The organism is Caballeronia jiangsuensis, assembly GCF_046030135.1.
Classification (GTDB): Bacteria; Pseudomonadota; Gammaproteobacteria; order Burkholderiales; family Burkholderiaceae; genus Caballeronia; species Caballeronia jiangsuensis.
The window spans coordinates 35,093-52,958 of record NZ_JAQQDB010000052.1; the positions used below are offsets into that span (position 1 = coordinate 35,093).

General features: G+C 63.4%; 17 protein-coding genes. 7 read left to right on the plus strand and 10 right to left on the minus strand.

All coding sequences use genetic code 11. The features are described from left to right. Nucleotides 1-18 precede the first annotated feature (18 nt). On the plus strand, nt 19-1,083 hold the full coding sequence (locus tag PQR08_RS34235; protein ID WP_035498912.1) for a GGDEF domain-containing protein: 1,065 nt from the start codon (nt 19-21) through the stop codon (nt 1,081-1,083). A gap of 9 nt (nt 1,084-1,092) precedes the next feature. Here PQR08_RS34235 and PQR08_RS34240 read toward each other — a convergent pair whose 3' ends face one another. Further along, entirely contained in the window at nt 1,093-2,004 is a 912-nt protein-coding gene (locus PQR08_RS34240; protein WP_250483634.1) for a recombination-associated protein RdgC, read from the minus strand. 118 nt (nt 2,005-2,122) lie between these two features. Here PQR08_RS34240 and PQR08_RS34245 point away from each other — a divergent pair, with 118 nt between their 5' ends. Together PQR08_RS34245 and PQR08_RS34250 are read left to right on the plus strand one after the other, a co-directional pair. Beyond that, complete coding sequence (locus PQR08_RS34245) at nt 2,123-2,437, plus strand: transcriptional regulator (protein ID WP_238295286.1); 315 nt, start codon at nt 2,123-2,125, stop codon at nt 2,435-2,437. Next, nucleotides 2,430-2,717: a helix-turn-helix domain-containing protein gene (locus tag PQR08_RS34250; protein ID WP_238295287.1), complete on the plus strand. Its 288-nt coding sequence runs from the start codon at nt 2,430-2,432 to the stop codon at nt 2,715-2,717. The genes PQR08_RS34245 and PQR08_RS34250 overlap by 8 nt, the downstream gene beginning before the upstream one ends. Nucleotides 2,718-2,729: 12 nt before the next feature. Here the strand turns inward: PQR08_RS34250 and PQR08_RS34255 are convergent, their stop codons facing one another. Beyond that, the gene (locus PQR08_RS34255) at nt 2,730-3,662 is read right to left on the minus strand and encodes a DMT family transporter (RefSeq protein ID WP_250483624.1); all 933 of its coding nucleotides are present in this window, start codon (nt 3,660-3,662) and stop codon (nt 2,730-2,732) included. A gap of 111 nt (nt 3,663-3,773) precedes the next feature. Between PQR08_RS34255 and PQR08_RS34260 the strand changes: the two genes are divergently transcribed. Next, on the plus strand, nt 3,774-4,244 hold the full coding sequence (locus PQR08_RS34260; protein ID WP_035498592.1) for an Lrp/AsnC family transcriptional regulator: 471 nt from the start codon (nt 3,774-3,776) through the stop codon (nt 4,242-4,244). A gap of 87 nt (nt 4,245-4,331) precedes the next feature. Continuing rightward, nucleotides 4,332-4,652: a hypothetical protein gene (locus PQR08_RS34265; protein WP_187604708.1), complete on the plus strand. Its 321-nt coding sequence runs from the start codon at nt 4,332-4,334 to the stop codon at nt 4,650-4,652. Between the two features lie 76 nt (nt 4,653-4,728). Here the strand turns inward: PQR08_RS34265 and PQR08_RS34270 are convergent, their stop codons facing one another. Continuing rightward, nucleotides 4,729-4,884 carry a hypothetical protein gene (locus PQR08_RS34270; RefSeq protein ID WP_187604707.1) on the minus strand — a complete coding sequence of 52 codons (156 nt, stop codon included), beginning with the start codon at nt 4,882-4,884 and terminating at the stop codon, nt 4,729-4,731. 193 nt (nt 4,885-5,077) lie between these two features. Here PQR08_RS34270 and PQR08_RS34275 point away from each other — a divergent pair, with 193 nt between their 5' ends. After that, the gene (locus tag PQR08_RS34275) at nt 5,078-6,472 is read left to right on the plus strand and encodes a selenium-binding family protein (protein WP_250483625.1); all 1,395 of its coding nucleotides are present in this window, start codon (nt 5,078-5,080) and stop codon (nt 6,470-6,472) included. 20 nt (nt 6,473-6,492) lie between these two features. Continuing rightward, a complete protein-coding gene (locus tag PQR08_RS34280; protein WP_187604705.1) occupies nt 6,493-7,116 on the plus strand; it encodes a hypothetical protein in 624 nt (207 codons plus the stop codon). Between the two features lie 94 nt (nt 7,117-7,210). On the opposite strand, the gene PQR08_RS34285 is transcribed toward PQR08_RS34280, so the two are convergent. The 7 genes from PQR08_RS34285 to PQR08_RS34315 form a co-directional block, all read right to left on the minus strand. Next, a complete protein-coding gene (locus tag PQR08_RS34285) occupies nt 7,211-8,722 on the minus strand; it encodes an efflux transporter outer membrane subunit (protein ID WP_250483635.1) in 1,512 nt (503 codons plus the stop codon). Beyond that, a complete protein-coding gene (locus PQR08_RS34290) occupies nt 8,722-9,942 on the minus strand; it encodes an efflux RND transporter periplasmic adaptor subunit (RefSeq protein WP_250483626.1) in 1,221 nt (406 codons plus the stop codon). Before PQR08_RS34290 ends, PQR08_RS34285 begins: the two co-directional genes overlap by 1 nt. 39 nt (nt 9,943-9,981) lie before the next feature. Continuing rightward, a complete protein-coding gene (locus PQR08_RS34295; protein ID WP_187604699.1) occupies nt 9,982-13,170 on the minus strand; it encodes an efflux RND transporter permease subunit in 3,189 nt (1,062 codons plus the stop codon). Nucleotides 13,171-13,414: 244 nt separating this feature from the next. Continuing rightward, complete coding sequence (paaK, locus tag PQR08_RS34300) at nt 13,415-14,755, minus strand: phenylacetate--CoA ligase PaaK (RefSeq protein ID WP_250483627.1); 1,341 nt, start codon at nt 14,753-14,755, stop codon at nt 13,415-13,417. 37 nt (nt 14,756-14,792) lie between these two features. After that, nucleotides 14,793-16,307 carry a 3-hydroxyacyl-CoA dehydrogenase PaaH gene (paaH, locus tag PQR08_RS34305; protein ID WP_250483628.1) on the minus strand — a complete coding sequence of 505 codons (1,515 nt, stop codon included), beginning with the start codon at nt 16,305-16,307 and terminating at the stop codon, nt 14,793-14,795. A 12-nt stretch (nt 16,308-16,319) separates the two neighbouring features. After that, nucleotides 16,320-17,522: a 3-oxoadipyl-CoA thiolase gene (gene pcaF / locus PQR08_RS34310; protein ID WP_250483629.1), complete on the minus strand. Its 1,203-nt coding sequence runs from the start codon at nt 17,520-17,522 to the stop codon at nt 16,320-16,322. Between the two features lie 157 nt (nt 17,523-17,679). After that, on the minus strand, nt 17,680-17,866 hold a 187-nt coding region (locus tag PQR08_RS34315), incomplete at its 5' end, for a 2Fe-2S iron-sulfur cluster-binding protein (RefSeq protein WP_408163823.1).

Consider the following 17,866-nt stretch of genomic DNA (forward strand, 5'->3'; position numbering starts at 1 on the left):
CGGCATGCGCTCGTGCGCATGCGCGTGCCCGGCCCCGCGCCGCTCGCGGGCGCCGCATTGCTGTGCCTGCTGATCGGCCTGCTGTTCCTCGCGATGCAGATCCGCGCGATCTTTTCCGCGCAACTGCAGCAGGAGTACGTCGGGCTCGTGCTCGAAGCGGTCGAGCGCGCCGATACCGCGCGTGCCGCCGCGCTGTCCCTGCAGAACGCCCCCGCCGGCGATGCCCAGCGTCAGGCCGCCTATCGCGAGTCGCGCATCGAACTGGCGGCACGGCTCGCGTCGCTGCACGCGCTGGTGTCGGCGAGCCCGATGTCGGCGCCTTCCGTGCCGCTGGCCGTGCTCTCGCCCGCCATCGCGCTCGGCGAAGCGAGTTCCGCGCTCGATTCGACTTACGCCTGGTGGCGCACCGAGCGCGATCGCGCGAGCGCGGACGTGCGCGAGCGCATTCTGAGCGTGTCGCACACGTTGATCGCGCTATCGGCGATCGTTTTCGGCGTGCTCATCACCGCGCTCGGCATGTATGCGAAGCGCAACCGGCAACTGCTCGGCCTGTCGAACGAGTTCGAGCAGGCGTCGCTGCACGATCCGATGACGGGCCTGCCCAATCGCCGCAAGCTCTTCGCGGCGCTGGAGGAAGCGGCGAACGCGCTGGCGAGCGGCGCGCGCGGCTCGGCGCGCATCGCGGTGCTGTATATCGATCTCGATGGCTTCAAGCGCGTCAACGATACGCATGGACACCGCATCGGCGATGAATTCCTGATCGCGGTATCACGTCGATTTCGTCAGGCGGTGCGCGGCGGCGATCTGGTCGCGCGTATCGGCGGCGATGAATTCGCGCTGCTCGTGAGCGAGTTTTCGAACGACGGCGAGCTGGCCGTGATCGCGCAACGAATCATCGCGTGCGTCGGCGAGACCGATGCGCAGATGGGGCTGTCAATCGTGCGCGCGAGCATCGGGATCGCGAGCTTCCCGGACCGCGTCAACGATTACTGGCGGCTCGTCGCCGCCGCCGACGAAACGATGTACACCGTCAAGCGCAACGGCAAGAACGGCTACGCGTTCTCACCGTCGCCGTCCGCCTGATCCGGGCTCCTACGCGGCCGCGCGCAGGTCTTCTTCGCCGCCCAGCGCGTCAGTCAGCGCCGACAGCATGCGCGCGAGCTCGCCCGTCATCAGGATGAAGTCGGATTCGAAGCGTTCGTCGTCGTTCGCCGCGGTGGGATCGGCGGCTTCCTTGATGACATCGAGCGCGCTTACACGTTTCAACGTGAGCGATGGCGTCAGCACGAAGGAAACGCGGTCGTCCCATGTCATCGCGAGACGCATGCACTGCTTGCCCGCTTCGATATGGCGGCGCATGTCTTCGGTTTCGAGCGCGTGGCCGACGTAGCGGACGGTCGCGTTGCCTTCGCCGGTCGAGCGCAGTTCGGTGTCGCGATCAAGCGTAAAGCCCGCGGGACCTTCGCCCGACAGCAGCCAATCGGTCATCGCGGAAACGGGCGAGCGCGCGGTGCGCACGCTGGCGAGCGGCAGATCGGTGACGGACTTCACCAGCAAGCCGATGATGTCGTCGCACACCGTCGCCGACGACGAATCGATCGCGAGCCAGCCGTTCACCGGATCGATCCAGACGCGCGTGTCGCGGCGAATGCTGAATGCACGCGGCAGGAGTTCGTCGGTGATCTGCTCTTTCAGCTCGCGCAACTGCTTTCTGCCCGGTTTGAAGCCCTGCTGCTCTTCAATCTCGGCCGCGCGTTCCTTCACGAACTGCGTGACGACCGACGCGGGCAAGAGCTTCTTCTCCGCGCGATAGACGATGAGCATCTGACGATTCGCCGTGTAGACGAGTTCATCGTCGCCGCGCGGCGAGACCCAGCCGCGCCGCTCGTTCTCGATACTCGACGCCGCGCTGAACGCGAGCGGCGCGAGCCATTGCTGCATGTGCTGCGGCGTGACGGACCAGTGTGCGGGGAGACGGTGAAGCTGAAGGTTCTTGAACCACATGGCGCGAATTTCGATGTAGTCGGAAAGGGGCGCCATTCTATACGACATGGCATTTCACGTTGAACCGACTCGCGTCGCGTTCACTCGTCTCTATACGGCAATGCCGTATAATGCCGCGATGTACTCGATCATCGAAACAGCAGTTTTTCAGCGCTATGCCGCCGAGATCTGGCAAGACGCTGAACGTGAGGCGTTCATCGTATGGCTTGCGAACAACCCGCTCGCGGGCGCGGTGATTCCAGGTTCGGGAGGATTACGCAAAGTCCGCTGGACCACGCCGGGCAAAGGAAAACGCGGTGGCGCGCGCGTCATCTACTACAACATCCTTGAAGACGGCGAAATTTGGCTGCTGATCGCGTACTCGAAAGCCAAATTCGACAATCTGCCAACGGCTTTCCTCAACCAGCTTCGAGAGGCGATTCAACATGGATAAGGAACTCGAGAAATTTCAGGCCGACCTTCTTCAATCGGTGCGGGACATGAAGAAGGGCCGCGCGGCACAAACCACCCGCATCGAGCCGACCTTCGCGGCGTTGGCGCGTGCGAAGGTCGGCGTGTCTCAGTCGGAATTCGCTGCCCTGCTGGGCGTCTCCGTGCGCACGATTCAGGACTGGGAACAAGGCCGCCGCAATGCAACGGGCGCAGCTCAAACGCTCCTGCGCGTGGCCGTCGCGCATCCCGAGGCGCTGCGCGATCTGCCGCGCGCGGCGTAGTCGTCGTGCGGCTTACGGGTTCGGTCTGCGCGGCACGATCCGCCACTGCAGATTCACCCCCGCCGCCGCGAGCAGAATGAGCACCGCGCCGGCCACTTGCAGCCACGCGAGCCTTTGCCCGAACGCGAGCCAGTCGACGACGATCGCCACCACCGGATAGATGAACGACAGCGCGCCCGTGGTCGCGGTCGGCAGCTTCTGGATCGCGCCGTAGAGCAGCACGTACATGAGCCCCGTGTTGACGACGCCGAGCACGACGAGATCGGACCAGCCGCCGATCGACGCGGGCGTCTCTGCGAAGCGCGCGAACGGCGCGAGCATGACGATGCCGAACAGCACATGCAGCATCGCGATCAGATGCGGCGGCGTGCCCTTCAGGCGCTTCGTGACGATCGACGATATCGCGTACAGAAAGGCCGCTCCGAGCGCATACGCGATGCCTTCCAAGTATTGCCCCGGCATCGCCAGCACGGCGGGCTCGACGCGCACCACCATCACGAGGCCGATGAATGCAACGCCGAGCCACGCGATCGTCGATGCCGACACGCGCTCGCGCAGCACGATAACGCCCAGCGCGACGAGCATGAACGGCTGCGTGTTGTAGACGGTCGTCGCCATCGAGATCGACGCGCGCGAATACGCGGCGAACAGCAAGAGCCAGTTGCCGACGATCGCAACGCTGCCTAGCGCGGCAAGCCCGATCATGCGCCACGAGAAATAGCGCTTCTTCAGAAAGCCGAGCGCCGCGCACACCGCGACGAGCGTCGCCGCGCCGAACACGCAGCGGAAAAACACCACGTTCCAGGGCGTCTGCCCCGACGACACGACGAGCCAGCCGATCGTGCCCGACATCAGCATCGCGAGCGACATCTCGATTGCGCCGCGACGCAGTTCATGCGCGTTCGATGCGCCGGCGAAGCGCGCGTTGATTCTTTCCGTGTTCATCTCGTTCCCGTCATGCAATTCCGATGGTTTCAAGTCTATCGATGCGCTCTGCCCAAAACCATGCCTAAAATTAGGCATCGACATCTTTCGACCTTTGAATCGAAGGCCATCATGGGAAAAAACCTGGGCAGCATGCCGCAGACGGGGATCGACGCCATCGATCGCGAACTCATCGCCGTGCTCGCGAGCGACGGGCGCATCGCGGTGAGCGAACTGGCGAAACGCGTCGGGCTATCGGCGCCGAGCACGGCCGAGCGCATGCGCCGGCTCGAAACGCAAGGCGTGATTCGCGGCTTCACCGTCGATATCGATCCGCGCGCGCTCGGCTACACGCTGCAGGCGATCGTGCGCGTGCAGCCGCTGCCCGGGCAGTTGCATCTCGTCGAGGAAGCAATCCGGCGCATTCCCGAGTTCGTCGAGTGCGACAAGGTGACGGGCGACGACTGCTTCGTGTGCCGCCTCTATCTGCGCTCGATCGAGCATCTCGACGACATCCTCGGGAAAGTGACCGAGCGCGCCGCGACGAGCACGGCCATCGTGAAAGCGACGCCGATCGAAAGACGCCTGCCGCCGCTCGGCTGAATATCGCCCGTTTTTACCTGCGCACGAACGGCGTTACACTTGAGGCGCTTGCCAACGCATCACAGGTTATGCGCGAGAGGAACGAACATGAGTGACTTAGACGCCAACCGCACCTTCCGCGGGCTTCCGCTGACATCCGAGCAGGATGCCGAAATCCGGCACTACATCAAGAAGAAAAAGCAGCGCGGCGAGCCGTGGGATACGCCCGAACTGGAGGCAATGCTGCAGGACATGCTGGAGCCGCCCGCCGACGAAGACAGCGTCATCGACGACGAAACCGACGAGGAAACACGCTCGGTGGCGGAGCGCGCGTCCGCGTTCATCGATGAAGGCATGGACCCGATCGAGAACAGCGAGGAATGGCACGCCGCGATGGAAGCCGAGGCGATGAAAGGGCCGCGTCGCTGATGCGTTTTGCACTGCGCAAAAAATAGCGCCGGTCGATGCCGGCGCCCTAACCGTTTAATTCACGTCCCGCTGCAGGTCAATGCCTGTGCCGCCAGTCGCGCGGCGGATGCGTATCCAGCCAGCGCGCCTTCGGAACGGGAATATGCGGGTGCCGGTGATGCATCACGAGAACCACCGCGACGCATAGCACCAGAACGACTCCCGCCATCAGGCTGATCATCGGCTCGGCCATCGTTACCTCCTCTTTCGGTCCAGGGGCGATGCCTATAGTTTAGGCGCTGTTTTCCCCGGCGAATCACGCGTCGTGCGAAAGCAAAGCAGAAAAGCAGCTTTGCGCCGTGAGTGCATCGGAAGCGTGTCGCGTGCTTGTGTCCTATAGTGCTTTTGCAAGCGAATCGACGACCACACAAATCGGGAGACGCAGCATGGCGACATGGAAACCGGATCCGAGCTTCTACCCTTCCCCGCGGCTCGCGGCGAAAGCGCCGCGCGAAACGCTGGCCTACGTCGCGACGTTCGATCCCGAGCGCCAGACGCCCGACAAGATCGCCGTCGTCGATGTCGATCCGGATTCGCCGGACTACACGAAAATCGTCGGCGAAATCGCGATGCCCGATACCGGCGACGAACTGCATCACTTCGGCTGGAACGCGTGCTCGTCGTGCCTGTGCCCGAACGCGCCGCATCCGCATATGGAGCGGCGCTATCTCGTCGTGCCGGGGCTGCGCTCGTCGCGCATTCATATCATCGATACGAAGCCCGATCCGAAGAAGCCCGTCATCGTGAAAACGATCGAGCCCGAAGAGCTCGCGGAAAAGACCGGCTATACGCGGCCGCACACGGTGCACTGCGGGCCGGGCGGCATCTATATCACCGCGCTCGGCAATGCCGAAGGCAAGGCGCCCGGCGGCGTGCTGATGCTCGATCAGCAAAGCTTCGATCCGCTCGGCCGCTGGGAAGTCGATCGCGGCCCGCAGCAACTCGCGTATGACGGCTGGTGGCATCTCGGCTACGACACGATGGTCACGAGCGAATGGGGCACGCCCGATACCTTCGAGAACGGCCTCGTGCCCGACCTGCTGCTCGGCGCGAAGTACGGGCGCAAGCTGCATTTCTGGGACTTCACGAAGCGCAGGCACATTCAGGAGATCGACTTCGGCGACGAATATCAGCTCGTGTTCGAACTGCGCCCCGCGCACGATCCGACCAAGGCATACGGCTTCGTCAATTGCGTGATCAGCCTGAAGGATCTGTCGTCGTCGATCTGGACCTGGTATCGCGACGGGGACAAATGGGCGGTGAAGAAGATCATCGATATTCCCGCCGAACCCGCCGATGCCGACGCGCTGCCGCCGCTGCTCAAGGGCTTCGGCGCGGTGCCGCCGCTCGTCTCGGACATCGATCTGTCGATGGACGACCGCTTTCTCTACGTGTCGTGCTGGGGCACGGGCGACATGCTGCAATACGACGTCTCCGATCCCTTCGCGCCGAAGCTGACGGGCAAGGTGCGCATCGGCGGCGTGGTCGCGCGGGCGACGCATCCGGGCGCCGCGAACGGCGCGTTGAACGGTGGACCGCAGATGGTCGAAGTGAGCCGCGATGGCCGACGCGTCTACTTCACCAACTCGCTCTACGGCGCGGTGGATGCGCAGTTCTATCCCGAAGGCATCGACGGATGGATGGTGAAGCTCGACGCCGATCCCAACGGCGGCCTCACCGTCGACGAGAAATTCTTCATCGACTGGCCGAAGGGACATCGGCCGCATCAGATTCGGCTGCAGGGCGGCGATTGCTCGTCGGATTCGTACTGCTATCCCTGAGACGCGACGAGCCGCTTCGCATGGACGCCGCGTCGCCCGCGCTCATCGTCACGGCCGCGGGCCTCGGCGCGTTTCACGGTCTGAATCCCGCGATGGGATGGCTTTTCGCGGTCGCGCTCGGTCTTTATGCGCGAAGCCGCCGCGTCGCGCTCGTGTCGCTTGTGCCGATCGCGCTGGGTCACGCGGCATCGGTCGCGCTCGTGCTCGCGGGCGCGCTCACGCTCGGCATGGCGATCGGCCACGACATGCTCGCGCGTGCGTGCGGGGCGCTGCTGATCGGCTGGGGCGTGTGGAGCGCCTGGCGCGGACATCGCGGACGTCCGACCGTCGGCATGCGTACCGGGCTTGCGGGCCTCGCGTTGTGGTCCTTCGTGATGTCGAGTGCGCACGGTGCGGGACTGATGCTCGTGCCGGCGCTTTTGCCGTTATGTACTGGTCAGGTCGCGAATACGGCGCTCGAAGCCACCGCGCTCGCGCTGACCGTCCATACGGGCGCGATGCTCGCCGTGATCGCCGCGATTTCCATGTTCGCGATGTCCGTGCAGGAACGCGGCGGACTCGGCTTTCTGCGAAGCGGCTGGATCAATGTCGATTGGGTCTGGAGTGCGGCGTTGATTGCGTGCGGTGTGTTTTTGCTCGTCTAGCTTCGACGTTGCTTTCCGGCATGTCTCGCGCGCCGGGAAAAGCGCATTTTGCATGCGCAATGCTCAATGGCATTTTGCACGCATCGCGCAAAATTCAATCACGCCGCGAAACCGCCTCCGCGCTCGGCAACTCAACCGTGGTCCACCCCCCGCCCAGCGCTTTCACGAGCGCGACGCTTGCCGCCATACGCCGCCGTTCGATACCCACCGCCGTGCGCTGATCCGACAGCACGATCGCCTGCGTCACCACAACGCTCAAATACGTGATCGCGCCGTTCTCATAGCGGTTGCTCACCTTGCCGAGCGCGCGCTGGGCGGCATCGACCGCATCGCGCTGTGCTTCGCTTTCGCGGCGCAGCACTTCCAGCGCGTTCAGGTTGTCTTCCACTTGCCTGAACGCAATCAGCACCGTCTGCCGGTAATCAGCGACGTTCTCGTCATAGGCAGCGCGCGCCGCATCGCGGGCCGCCGCCCGTCCGCCGAAATCGAGCACCGTGAACGCAAGCTGGGGACCGAGCGACCAGAAGCGGCTCGGCGCTTCGAGCCACGACGAAAAGCGCGTCGCTTCGAGACCGCCTGTCGCGGCGAGCAGCAGGTTCGGAAAGAACGCCGCCGTCGCCACGCCAACGCGCGCATTCGCTTCGGCAACGCGCCGTTCCGCCGCTGCGATATCCGGCCGCCGTTCGAGCAGCGCGGACGGCACGCTGAGCGGCAACACCGCGAGCGCCGCCGACGGATGCGGCGAATGCGCTTCGTTGAGCGGCGCGACATCGAGGGTAAAGTTCGACGGATTCTCGCCGACAAGAATCGCGATCGCGTTGACGAGGCTCGTGCGTGTAGTCTCCAAATCGATGCGTTGCGCCTGCGTCGCGCGCAACTGCTCCTCCGCCTGCGCCACGTCCGATTCCGCCGCGACACCGCCCGCGAACCGATCGCGCGTGAGTGCGAGCGCTCTCTCATAGGCTTGCAGCGTGGCATCCAGCAGCCGCTCTTCTTCGACGGTGCCGCGCAAATCGAAGTAGTTGGTCGCAAGCTCGGCCTGCATCGACAGAATCGCGCTTTGCAGGTCCGCGGCGCTCGCCTGCGCTTCCGCCCGGCCGCCTTCGACCGCACGCGAGATGCGCCCCCACAGATCCGGCTCCCAGGAGATTTGCGCGTCGATCAGATAGTCGGGCACGGTCACGCCCGCACTCGATTTGTACAGCACGTTCGACGACACGCGCGACTGGTTGAATGCCGCGTTCGCGGTGATCGTCGGGAAGTAAGCCGAACGCGCCTGCGCGGCCGCGGCGCGTGCCCCGCGATAACGAGCAGCAGCCGCGGCAACGGTCTGGTTCGCAGTCACGACGCGTTCTTCGAGCGCGTTCAATTGCGGATCGCCATAAACCTGCCACCAGGGCGCGCGCGGCGTCGCGTCGGCGGGCTGCGCGGGCCTCCAGTCCTGCGATGCCGCAGCGGATGCGGCCTCGGGCAGATCGAGCGGCGTCTGCGACTTGTACGCGACGGGCACCGGCACGTCGGGCCGAACATAATCCGGGCCCACAGCGCAGCCGGCCGATACGGCAATAGTTAGCCATCCTACGATTCTGACCGATGCGCGCATCATCACGATTCGTTTCCTTCCGCCTTCGCCGCTCCGCCGCGCGCAGCCCCGCTAGCACCCGCGCCCGTGTCCGAGCGGCCGATACGAACCGCCGCACCGTCGATGATCGAATCGGGCGGATTCACGATCACGCGCTCATCGCCATTCAGACCGGAAACGATGGACACGCGCGTGCCGTAGTCCGTGCCGAGCGTGATCGGCAGAAGCTTCACGCGATTGTTCGCATCGACGCTCGCGGCATGCACGCCATTGGGCCGAAACAGTAGCGCATTGCCCGGCAGCGTGAAAGAAGGATTCGCGCTCGTGAGACGAAAGCGCACCTGCGCATAGGCGCCCGCGAGCAACTCGCCGGTCGGGTTCTTCACATCGACTTCGACACGCATCGTGCGCGCGACGGGATCGACCGCGCCCGACGTGCGCACCGTGATGCCCTCGAACTTGCGATTGCGTTCCTCGTTGAGCAGCAGATCCGCGGGCAAGCCGACGGTGATCATGCGCGCATACGCCTGCGGCACATCGACGAACACGCGCAACGTCGACGCATCCTGAATATGAAAAAGCTCGCGGCCCGCTACGCCGCTGCCGGCATCGATCAACTGGCCGACATCGGTATTGCGCGCCGTGACGACGCCATCGAATGGCGCATAGATCTTCTGGAACGACACGAGCTGTTCGAGCCGCGACACGTTCGCCTGCGCCGCATTCAGCGCGGCTTCCTTCGCGAGCATGTCGCCATTCTTCTCATCGGTTTCCTGACGCGACACCGAGTTGTTCTTCAGCATCTGCGCCCAGCGTTCCGAAGTCGTCTTCGCCAGCAGATAGTTCGCGCGCGCCGTTTGCGCATCGGCGCGGGCCTGACGAAGCTGATCGTTGATCTCGGGCGCATCGATCTCCGCGAGCAACTGGCCCTTCTTCACCTTCGTGCCGATATCGACGGTCCAGCGCTTCAGATAGCCGTTCGTGCGCGCGAAGATCGGCGCATCGGAGAACGCGCGGATATCGCCCGCGAGCACGAGATCCTGCGATGCCTTCATGCGAGCCGGCTTGATGACCTCGACCGTCTGCACGCCATGCTCGTTCGCATCGCGCTCGAGTTCCGCATGCGCCGCGCGCCGCGACCATATGCCTTGCGCGACGAGCACGACGACCACCACGAGCGCGATCACGAGCCATAAGCGCCCGCGTCGCTGATTGCCCGATCTTTGCGAGCCCTGCTCTTTCATCCTTGCTCCACCCACGTATCGATTGCTTATTGATTCGTTCTATTGCGCCGCTTCTCTGGCCGCCGCGTCCGGTCCCTTGCCGCGCGCTTCCATGCGCCGGTAGATCATCGAGAACACGACCGGCACGAAGAACAGTGTCGCGATCGTGCCGACCATCAGTCCGCCGATCACCGCGCGCCCGAGCGGCGCATTCTGCTCGCCGCCTTCGCCGAGGCCGATCGCCATCGGCACCATGCCGATCATCATTGCAAGCGCCGTCATCAGCACGGGCCTGAAGCGCGAATAGCCCGCTTCGAGCGCGGAACGCACTGCATCGCCATGCTCGGCGAGCGCCGATCGCGCGAAGCTCACCACGAGAATGCTGTTCGCGGTCGCGATGCCTATACACATGATCGCGCCCGTCAGCGCGGGAATCGACAGCGTCGTGTGCGTGAGGAACAACATCCACACGATGCCCGCGAGCGCGCCCGGCAATGCGGTGATGATGATGAACGGATCGAGCCACGACTGGAAGTTCACGACGATCAGCAGATACACGAGCACGACCGCGAGAATGAGGCCGAACGCGAGACCGGAAAACGATCCGTTCATCGTCTCGACCTGGCCGCGCATGTCGATCGACGAGCCCTTGGGCAACTCGCCGCGCGCTTCGTCGATGATGCGCTGCACGTCGTCGGACACCGCGCCGAGGTCGCGCCGCTCGGTCGTCGCATAGAGATTGATCGTGGTCTGCGCGTTGTAGTGATAGACGACCGCATCGCGCGCGCTGCGCGACAGCGATGCGAGCGCGCCGAGAATATTCGTCTTGCCGCTCGCGGACGTGACGGGAATGTTCGCCACCGATTGCAGCGAGTCCATGTCGTATTGCGGCGCCGTGGTGATGACGTTGTAGCTCACGCCGTTCACGGGATTGAGCCAGAAGGTAGGCGTCGTCTGCTGACTGCCCGAAAGCGTGATGAGCAAATTGTTCGCGACATCGCGCTGCGTGAAGCCCGCTTGCAGCGCCTTGGTGCGATCAACTTCGACATTGATCGACGGCAGATCGGACGGCTGCTGGATGCGCGCATCGACGAGTCCCGGCACGCGGCGAATCTTTTCCAGCAAGCGGTTCGCGAGCGCGCGATTGGCCTGCGCATCGCGTCCGGTGATGGCTATGTCGATGGGCGCGGGCACGCCGAAGTTGAGAATCTGGCTGACGATATCCGCGGGCAGAAACGAGAACGTCACGCCGGGGAACTCTTGCGGCAGGCGCTTTCGCAATTCATGGATATAGCCTTCGGTCGGCGCGTGATTTTCGTTCAGGCTGATGAGCACGTCGGCGTCGGCGGAACTGACCGTGCCCGTGTTGCTGTACGAGAGGTTGATGCCCGACACCGGCAAGCCCATGTTGTCGATGATCGAGCGAATCTCGCCGCGTGGAATCAGTTGCCTGATGCGTGCATCGACTCGATCGGTGAGCGCCGCCGTTTCCTCGATACGCGTGCCGGTCTTCGCGCGCAAATGCAGGGCGATCACGCCCGAATCGATCGACGGAAAGAAGTCGCGTCCGAGGAACGGTGCAAGCCCGAGCGAGAGCAGACAGCACAACAGGAAGAGCGCCGCGAAGCGTCCCGGATGCGTGAGGCGCGCTTCGAGAAAACGTCGATAGCGATTGCGCACGGATTCGAAATGGCGCTCGAACGCGAGATGGATGCGCACGAACGGATTGCGCGAGCCCTTCATCGATTCGACATCGCCGCCCATGTGCTCGTGATGGCGCAACAGGTATTTCGCGAGCGTCGGGATCAGCGTGCGCGAGAAGAAGTACGACGCGAGCATCGCGAACACGACGGCCTCGGCCATCGGCACGAAGAGGTAATGCGCTACGCCGGTCAGGAGGAACATCGGGATGAACACGATGCAGATCGAGAGCGTCGATACGAGCGTCGGCACGGCGATCTGCTGTGCGCCATCGAGAATCGCCTGCTCCAGTTCCTTGCCCTCTTCCAGGTTCTGGCTGATGTTTTCGATTGCAACTGTCGCGTCGTCGACGAGAATGCCGACCGCGAGCGCGAGACCGCCGAGCGTCATGATGTTGATGGTCTGCCCGATCACGGACAGCGCGACGATGGACGTCAACATGGACAGCGGTATCGAGATCGCGATGATGAGCGTCGCGCGCCAGCTTCCAAGGAAGAGCAGGACCATCAACGCAGTCAGCCCCGCCGCGATCACCGCTTCACGCAAAACGCCCGACACCGATGCGCGAACGAAGAGCGACTGATCCGCTACCGGTTCGATCCTGAGCGACTCGGGCACCATGCCGCGTAACGTCGGCAACAGGTTCTTCACGCGCGCGACGATATCGAGCGTCGATGCATTGCCGCTCTTATTGATCGTGAGTAAGGATGCGCGCGTGCCGTCCACGCGCACGATATTGGTCTGCGGCTGAAAACCATCGCGCACATGCGCGACGTCCTTGATATAGATCGTGCCGCCCGGACCCGTGCGGATCGGTATGTCGTTGAGCCCTTCGATCGAACCGGGACTCGCGTTCAGGCCGACCGAGTATTCCGTCGAGCCGATCTTCGTCGTGCCCGTGGGCAGAATGAGATTCTGCGCGCTGATCGCGTTGACGACATCGGTGGGTGCGAGGTTCTTCGCCTGCAGCTTGCGCGAGTCGATATCGACCATGATCTGCCGCTGCTTGCCGCCATAAGGCAGCGGCACCGATGCGCCCTGCACGGTCGCGAGTTGCGTCTTCAGGAAGCTGTTGCCGAAGTCGTAAAGCTGCTGCTCGGTGAGTTCCGCCGACGACAACGCGAGCCGCAAAATGGGCACCGTCGATGCGTTGAAGCGCAGGATGTTAGGCGGCGTGATGCCCGGCGGCAGCGAGCGCAATTGCGTCTGCGAGAGCGCGGTGATCTCGGCGATCGCTTCATCGACGTTCGCGTTCGGCTGGAAGTAGATGCGAATCACCGCGATGCCCGGCAGCGATTCCGACTCTATATGCTCGATGTCGTTCACCGCCACCGACAAGCCGCGCTCGTAGTTCAGCGTGATGCGCCGCTCCATCTGATCGGGCGGCAAGCCCGTGTACGACCAGATGACGCTGACGACAGGAATATCGATGTTCGGAAAGATATCGGTCGGTGTGCGCAGGATGACGAGCGGACCGATGATCAGCAAAAGCAGCGACAGGACGATGAACGTGTACGGGCGCTTGAGCGCGAGTCTGACGATCCACATCTAAATTCTGCCTGCCCCGTTTGGTGTTCGTTATTCGAATACTCTTCGACTACTGCGCGAATGCACCCGCTACGATGACACAACAGAAGCTTACAAAACAATTCGCGCAAACGGTTGCGAGGGTTTATGCGGAAGGATTTCTGCAGAAGAATGCGAGGCCGCACCGAAATTGGAGCGCGAGCGCCAATTGGTGGGAAGCGGATTGCGCCTCGCGGAACGCGAGGCGCTTAAAGAAACAGGGCTTTTAGACGGTCGCGGGACGCAGGTCGAGCACGCGTTTCGCTTTGCCCGTGGCGGTCGTCGGCAGCTCGCCGGAATCGAGCACGCGCACTTGCGTCGACACACCGACCATCGTCTTGACGCGGCTTTGAAGCTCGCGCGAGAGACCGGCACGCTCGCTGTCGTTCAACGTCGCGCAGACTTCGGCGCGAGCTTCCACGGAAACGGACAGCGAATCCATGTGACCCTCGCGCGATACGCACAGTTGATACTGGCCGCTCAGGCGCGGAATCGCGAGAATCAATTCTTCGATCTGGCTCGGGAACACATTCACGCCGCGAATGATCAGCATGTCGTCCGAGCGGCCCGTGATCTTCGCGAGACGGCGCATCGAACGCGCGCTCGGCGGCAGCAACGACGTGAGATCGCGCGTGCGATAGCGGATCATCGGCATCGCTTCCTTCGTGAGCGACGTGAAAACGAGTTCGCCCGTGCTGCCTTCAGGAAGCACTTCTCCCGTTACCGGATCGATGATCTCGGGATAGAAATGATCTTCCCAGATGGTCGGACCATCCTTCGTTTCGATGCATTCGCACGCGACGCCCGGCCCCATGATCTCCGACAGCCCGTAGATATCGAGCGCCTGAATGCCCGCGCGCGTTTCGATCTCGCTGCGCAAGCCCTGGCTCCACGGCTCTGCGCCGAAGATGCCGATCTTGAGCGACGTATTCGCCGGGTCCATGCCCTGGCGCGCCATCTCGTCGAGCAGATTCAACATATACGACGGCGTGACGAGAATGATCTTCGGCTCGAAGTCGCGGATCAGTTGCACCTGCTTCTCGGTCTGCCCGCCAGACATGGGCACGACCATGCAGCCCAGACGTTCCGCGCCATAATGAATGCCGAGACCGCCCGTGAAGAGGCCATAGCCGAATGCATTGTGCAGCGTATCGCCCTTGCGCCCGCCCGCGGCGCGAATCGAACGCGCGGTGACATTGGCCCATGTGTCGATGTCCTTCGCCGTGTAGCCGACCACTGTCGGCTTGCCCGTCGTGCCGCTCGATGCATGCACACGCACGACCTGATCGCGCGGCACCGCGAAGAGCCCGAACGGATAGTTGTCGCGCAAATCGGTTTTCGTCGTGGTCGGAAACCGCGCGAGATCGGACAGCTCGCGCAGGTCATCCGGATGCACGCCTGCCGCATCGAATGCGCGGCGATAGTGCGCCACGTTCTCATAGGCGTGTCGCAACGACCACTTCAGGCGTTCGAGTTGCAGCGCCTGTAGTTCGTCACGGCTCGCGCGCTCGATCGGTTCCAGTTCGCCTTGCTGTGCAATGGATTGGACCACGGTTGTCTCCTGCATGATTGAATGAATGATCGATGAATGACGCGAATTCGCTTTAGTGGAAGCGCTGGCCCGAATAGCGCAGAGCCGAAATCAGCGGCGATGCGCGATAGCGGTCTTCGCCGTAATGCGTTGCGAGATGGCGCAACACATCGTGAATGCGTGCAATGCCGATGCGCTCGCCCCACGCGAGCGGCCCGAGCGGATAGTTCACGCCCTTCTCCATCGCGAGATCGAGATCAGCGCTCGTGCAGACGCCCTGATTCACCGCGTCTGCCGCTTCGTTGACGAGCATCGCGACGGTGCGCATCACGGCCATGCCGGCGATATCGTTCATCGGCACCACGGCATAGCCAGCCTTTGACAGTGCGCCGGCTGCGGCGGCGTAAGCATCGTCGTCGCATTGACGCGCACGCGTGATCGCGATGCTCGGCGCGTGCGCATAGTCGAGCGCGAGATCGATCAGCACGATGTTGTCGATGCCGAGCGCGTGCGCGCGTTCGGTGGCGGTGCGGCCATCGGTGAGAAAGAGATACGCGTCGTCGATTTGAGCGACGAGGCCGGGCATATCGTTGCGCTTCGCGCTCGCATCAGCGAGGCAGGCTTGCAGATGCTCATACAGCGGCGCGCTTTCACCGAGCACGATGTTCGAAGGCGTGCGCGTATGCGTCTCGATGCGCGCAGCAGGCTTCGCGGCATCCGCAGCATAGTCGTAGAAGCCACGGCCCGTCTTGCGGCCGAGAAAGCCCGCGTTCACCAGTTCCTGCTGAATCAGCGAAGGCGTGAAGCGCGGATCGTTGAAATACGCGTTGAACACCGATTGCGTCACGGCGAAGTTCACGTCGTGACCGATCAGATCCATCAGTTCGAACGGGCCCATTCTGAAGCCGCCCGAATCGCGCATGACGGCATCGATGGAAGCCGCGTCCGCGCCCTGCTCGTTGAGGACACGAAGCGCTTCGGCATAGAACGGCCGCGCCACGCGATTGACGATGAAGCCCGGCGTCGATTTTGCATGAACCGGCTGCTTGCCCCATGCGGCCGACGTGGCGTACACCGTTCGCGCGACATCATCCGATGTAGCGAGTCCGCGCACGACTTCGACGAGCGCCATCAGCGGCGCGGGATTGAAGAAGTGCATGCCGACCACGCGCGATGGATGCTTCAGGGCCGCAGCAATCGCCGTGATCGAAATGGACGATGTGTTGGTCGCGAGGATGCACTCGGGCGTCACGATGTTTTCGAGCTCGCCGAAGAGCGCGCGCTTGACGTCGAGCCTTTCGGCGACGGCTTCGATGACGAGGGACGCCGTGCGCAAGTCCGCGAGATTTGTAACGATACGCACGCGGTCGACAGCTTTATCTCCTTTTGCCTGATCGAGCTTCTTCTTGTCGATCAGGCGCTGCACGTTCGTCGCGATGCCGATGTGCGCCTTATCGAGCGCTTTCGCGTCGAGGTCGTAAAGCAGCACGGTGTGCCCCGCGAGCGCCGCGACTTGCGCGATGCCCGCGCCCATCGCCCCCGCGCCGATCACGCCCACGATCGCCGATGTCTGGATAGCCTGTGTCATGTATCGCGGCCCTCAAACCCGCTCGATCGCGATCGCGATGCCCTGGCCCACGCCGATGCACATCGTGCACAGCGCATAGCGACCGTTGCGGCGCTCGAGTTCATACATCGCGGTCGTGACGAGACGCGCGCCGGATGCGCCGAGCGGATGACCGAGCGCGATGGCGCCGCCGTTCGGGTTCACGCGCGGATCGTCTTCCGCGAGGCCGAGTTGACGCAGCACCGCGATGCCTTGCGATGCGAAGGCTTCATTGAGTTCGATGACGTCGAACTGTTCCAGCGTGAGACCCGTGCGTGCGAGGAGCTTCTTCGTCGCGGGCGCGGGACCGATGCCCATGATGCGCGGCTCGACGCCCGCCGTCGCCATGCCGATGATGCGCGCGCGCGGCGTGAGGCCATTGCGCTTTGCCGCCTCCTCGTTCGCGATGATGAGGGCGCATGCGCCATCGTTCACGCCCGATGCATTGCCCGCCGTCACGCTGCCATCAGGACGCACGACGCCCTTCAGCTTCGCGAGCGTGTCGAGCGTGGTTTCGCGCGGATGCTCGTCGCGATCGACCGCGATCGTTTCGCCCTTCTTTTGCGGCACATTCACTGCAACGATCTCCTGCGCGAGCGTGCCATCGGCCTGTGCGCGCGCGGCGCGCTGCTGGCTGCGCAGTGCGAAGCGATCCTGCGCATCGCGAGAGATACCGAAATCGACGGCGACGTTCTCCGCGGTCTCTGGCATCGAATCGACGCCGTAGCGCTCGCGCATCGCACGATTGATGAAACGCCAGCCGATGGTCGTATCGAAGATATCGGCCGAACGCGAGAAAGCACTCGACGCCTTGCCCATCACGAATGGCGCACGCGTCATGCTCTCGACGCCGCCAGCGACATAGAGCGAGCCGTCGCCGGCCTTTATGGCGCGTGCAACGCTGCCGACCGCATCCATGCCCGAACCGCACAGGCGGTTGATCGTCGAGCCGGGCACGTCGATAGGCAAGCCCGCCAGCAAGCCCGACATGCGCGCGACGTTGCGGTTGTCCTCGCCTGCCTGATTGGCGCAGCCGTAGATCACGTCGTCCACCTGCGTCCAGTCCACCGATGCGTTGCGCTTCATGAGCGCGGTGATGGGCACGGCGCCGAGATCGTCGGCGCGGACGTCCTTGAAAACACCGCCATAGCGGCCGATGGGCGTACGAATCGCATCGCAGATGAAGGCTTCAGTCATGACAAGTCTCGATGTGGAGGATGATCGATCGCCACGAAGCCGCGCAATGGTTACATTGCTAAGGGCTTCGGGCTTGAATTGATTGTTCTGGAAATGCTTCGGCTTCAGGCGCATCGTTGCGATGCGCGTCTTTCATAGGAATCGGGGCGGCGTCTCTTTAGCGCTCGTCGAAACTCACCACCACGCGCTCGCTCACCGGATGACATTGGCAAGTCAGCACGAAGCCATCATCGATTTCGTGCTGTTCGAGCGTGTAGTTCTTCTCCATCTTCACTTCGCCTTCGAGCACTCTTGCGCGACATGTACAGCACACACCGCCCTTGCATGCATACGGTAGCGCGAGG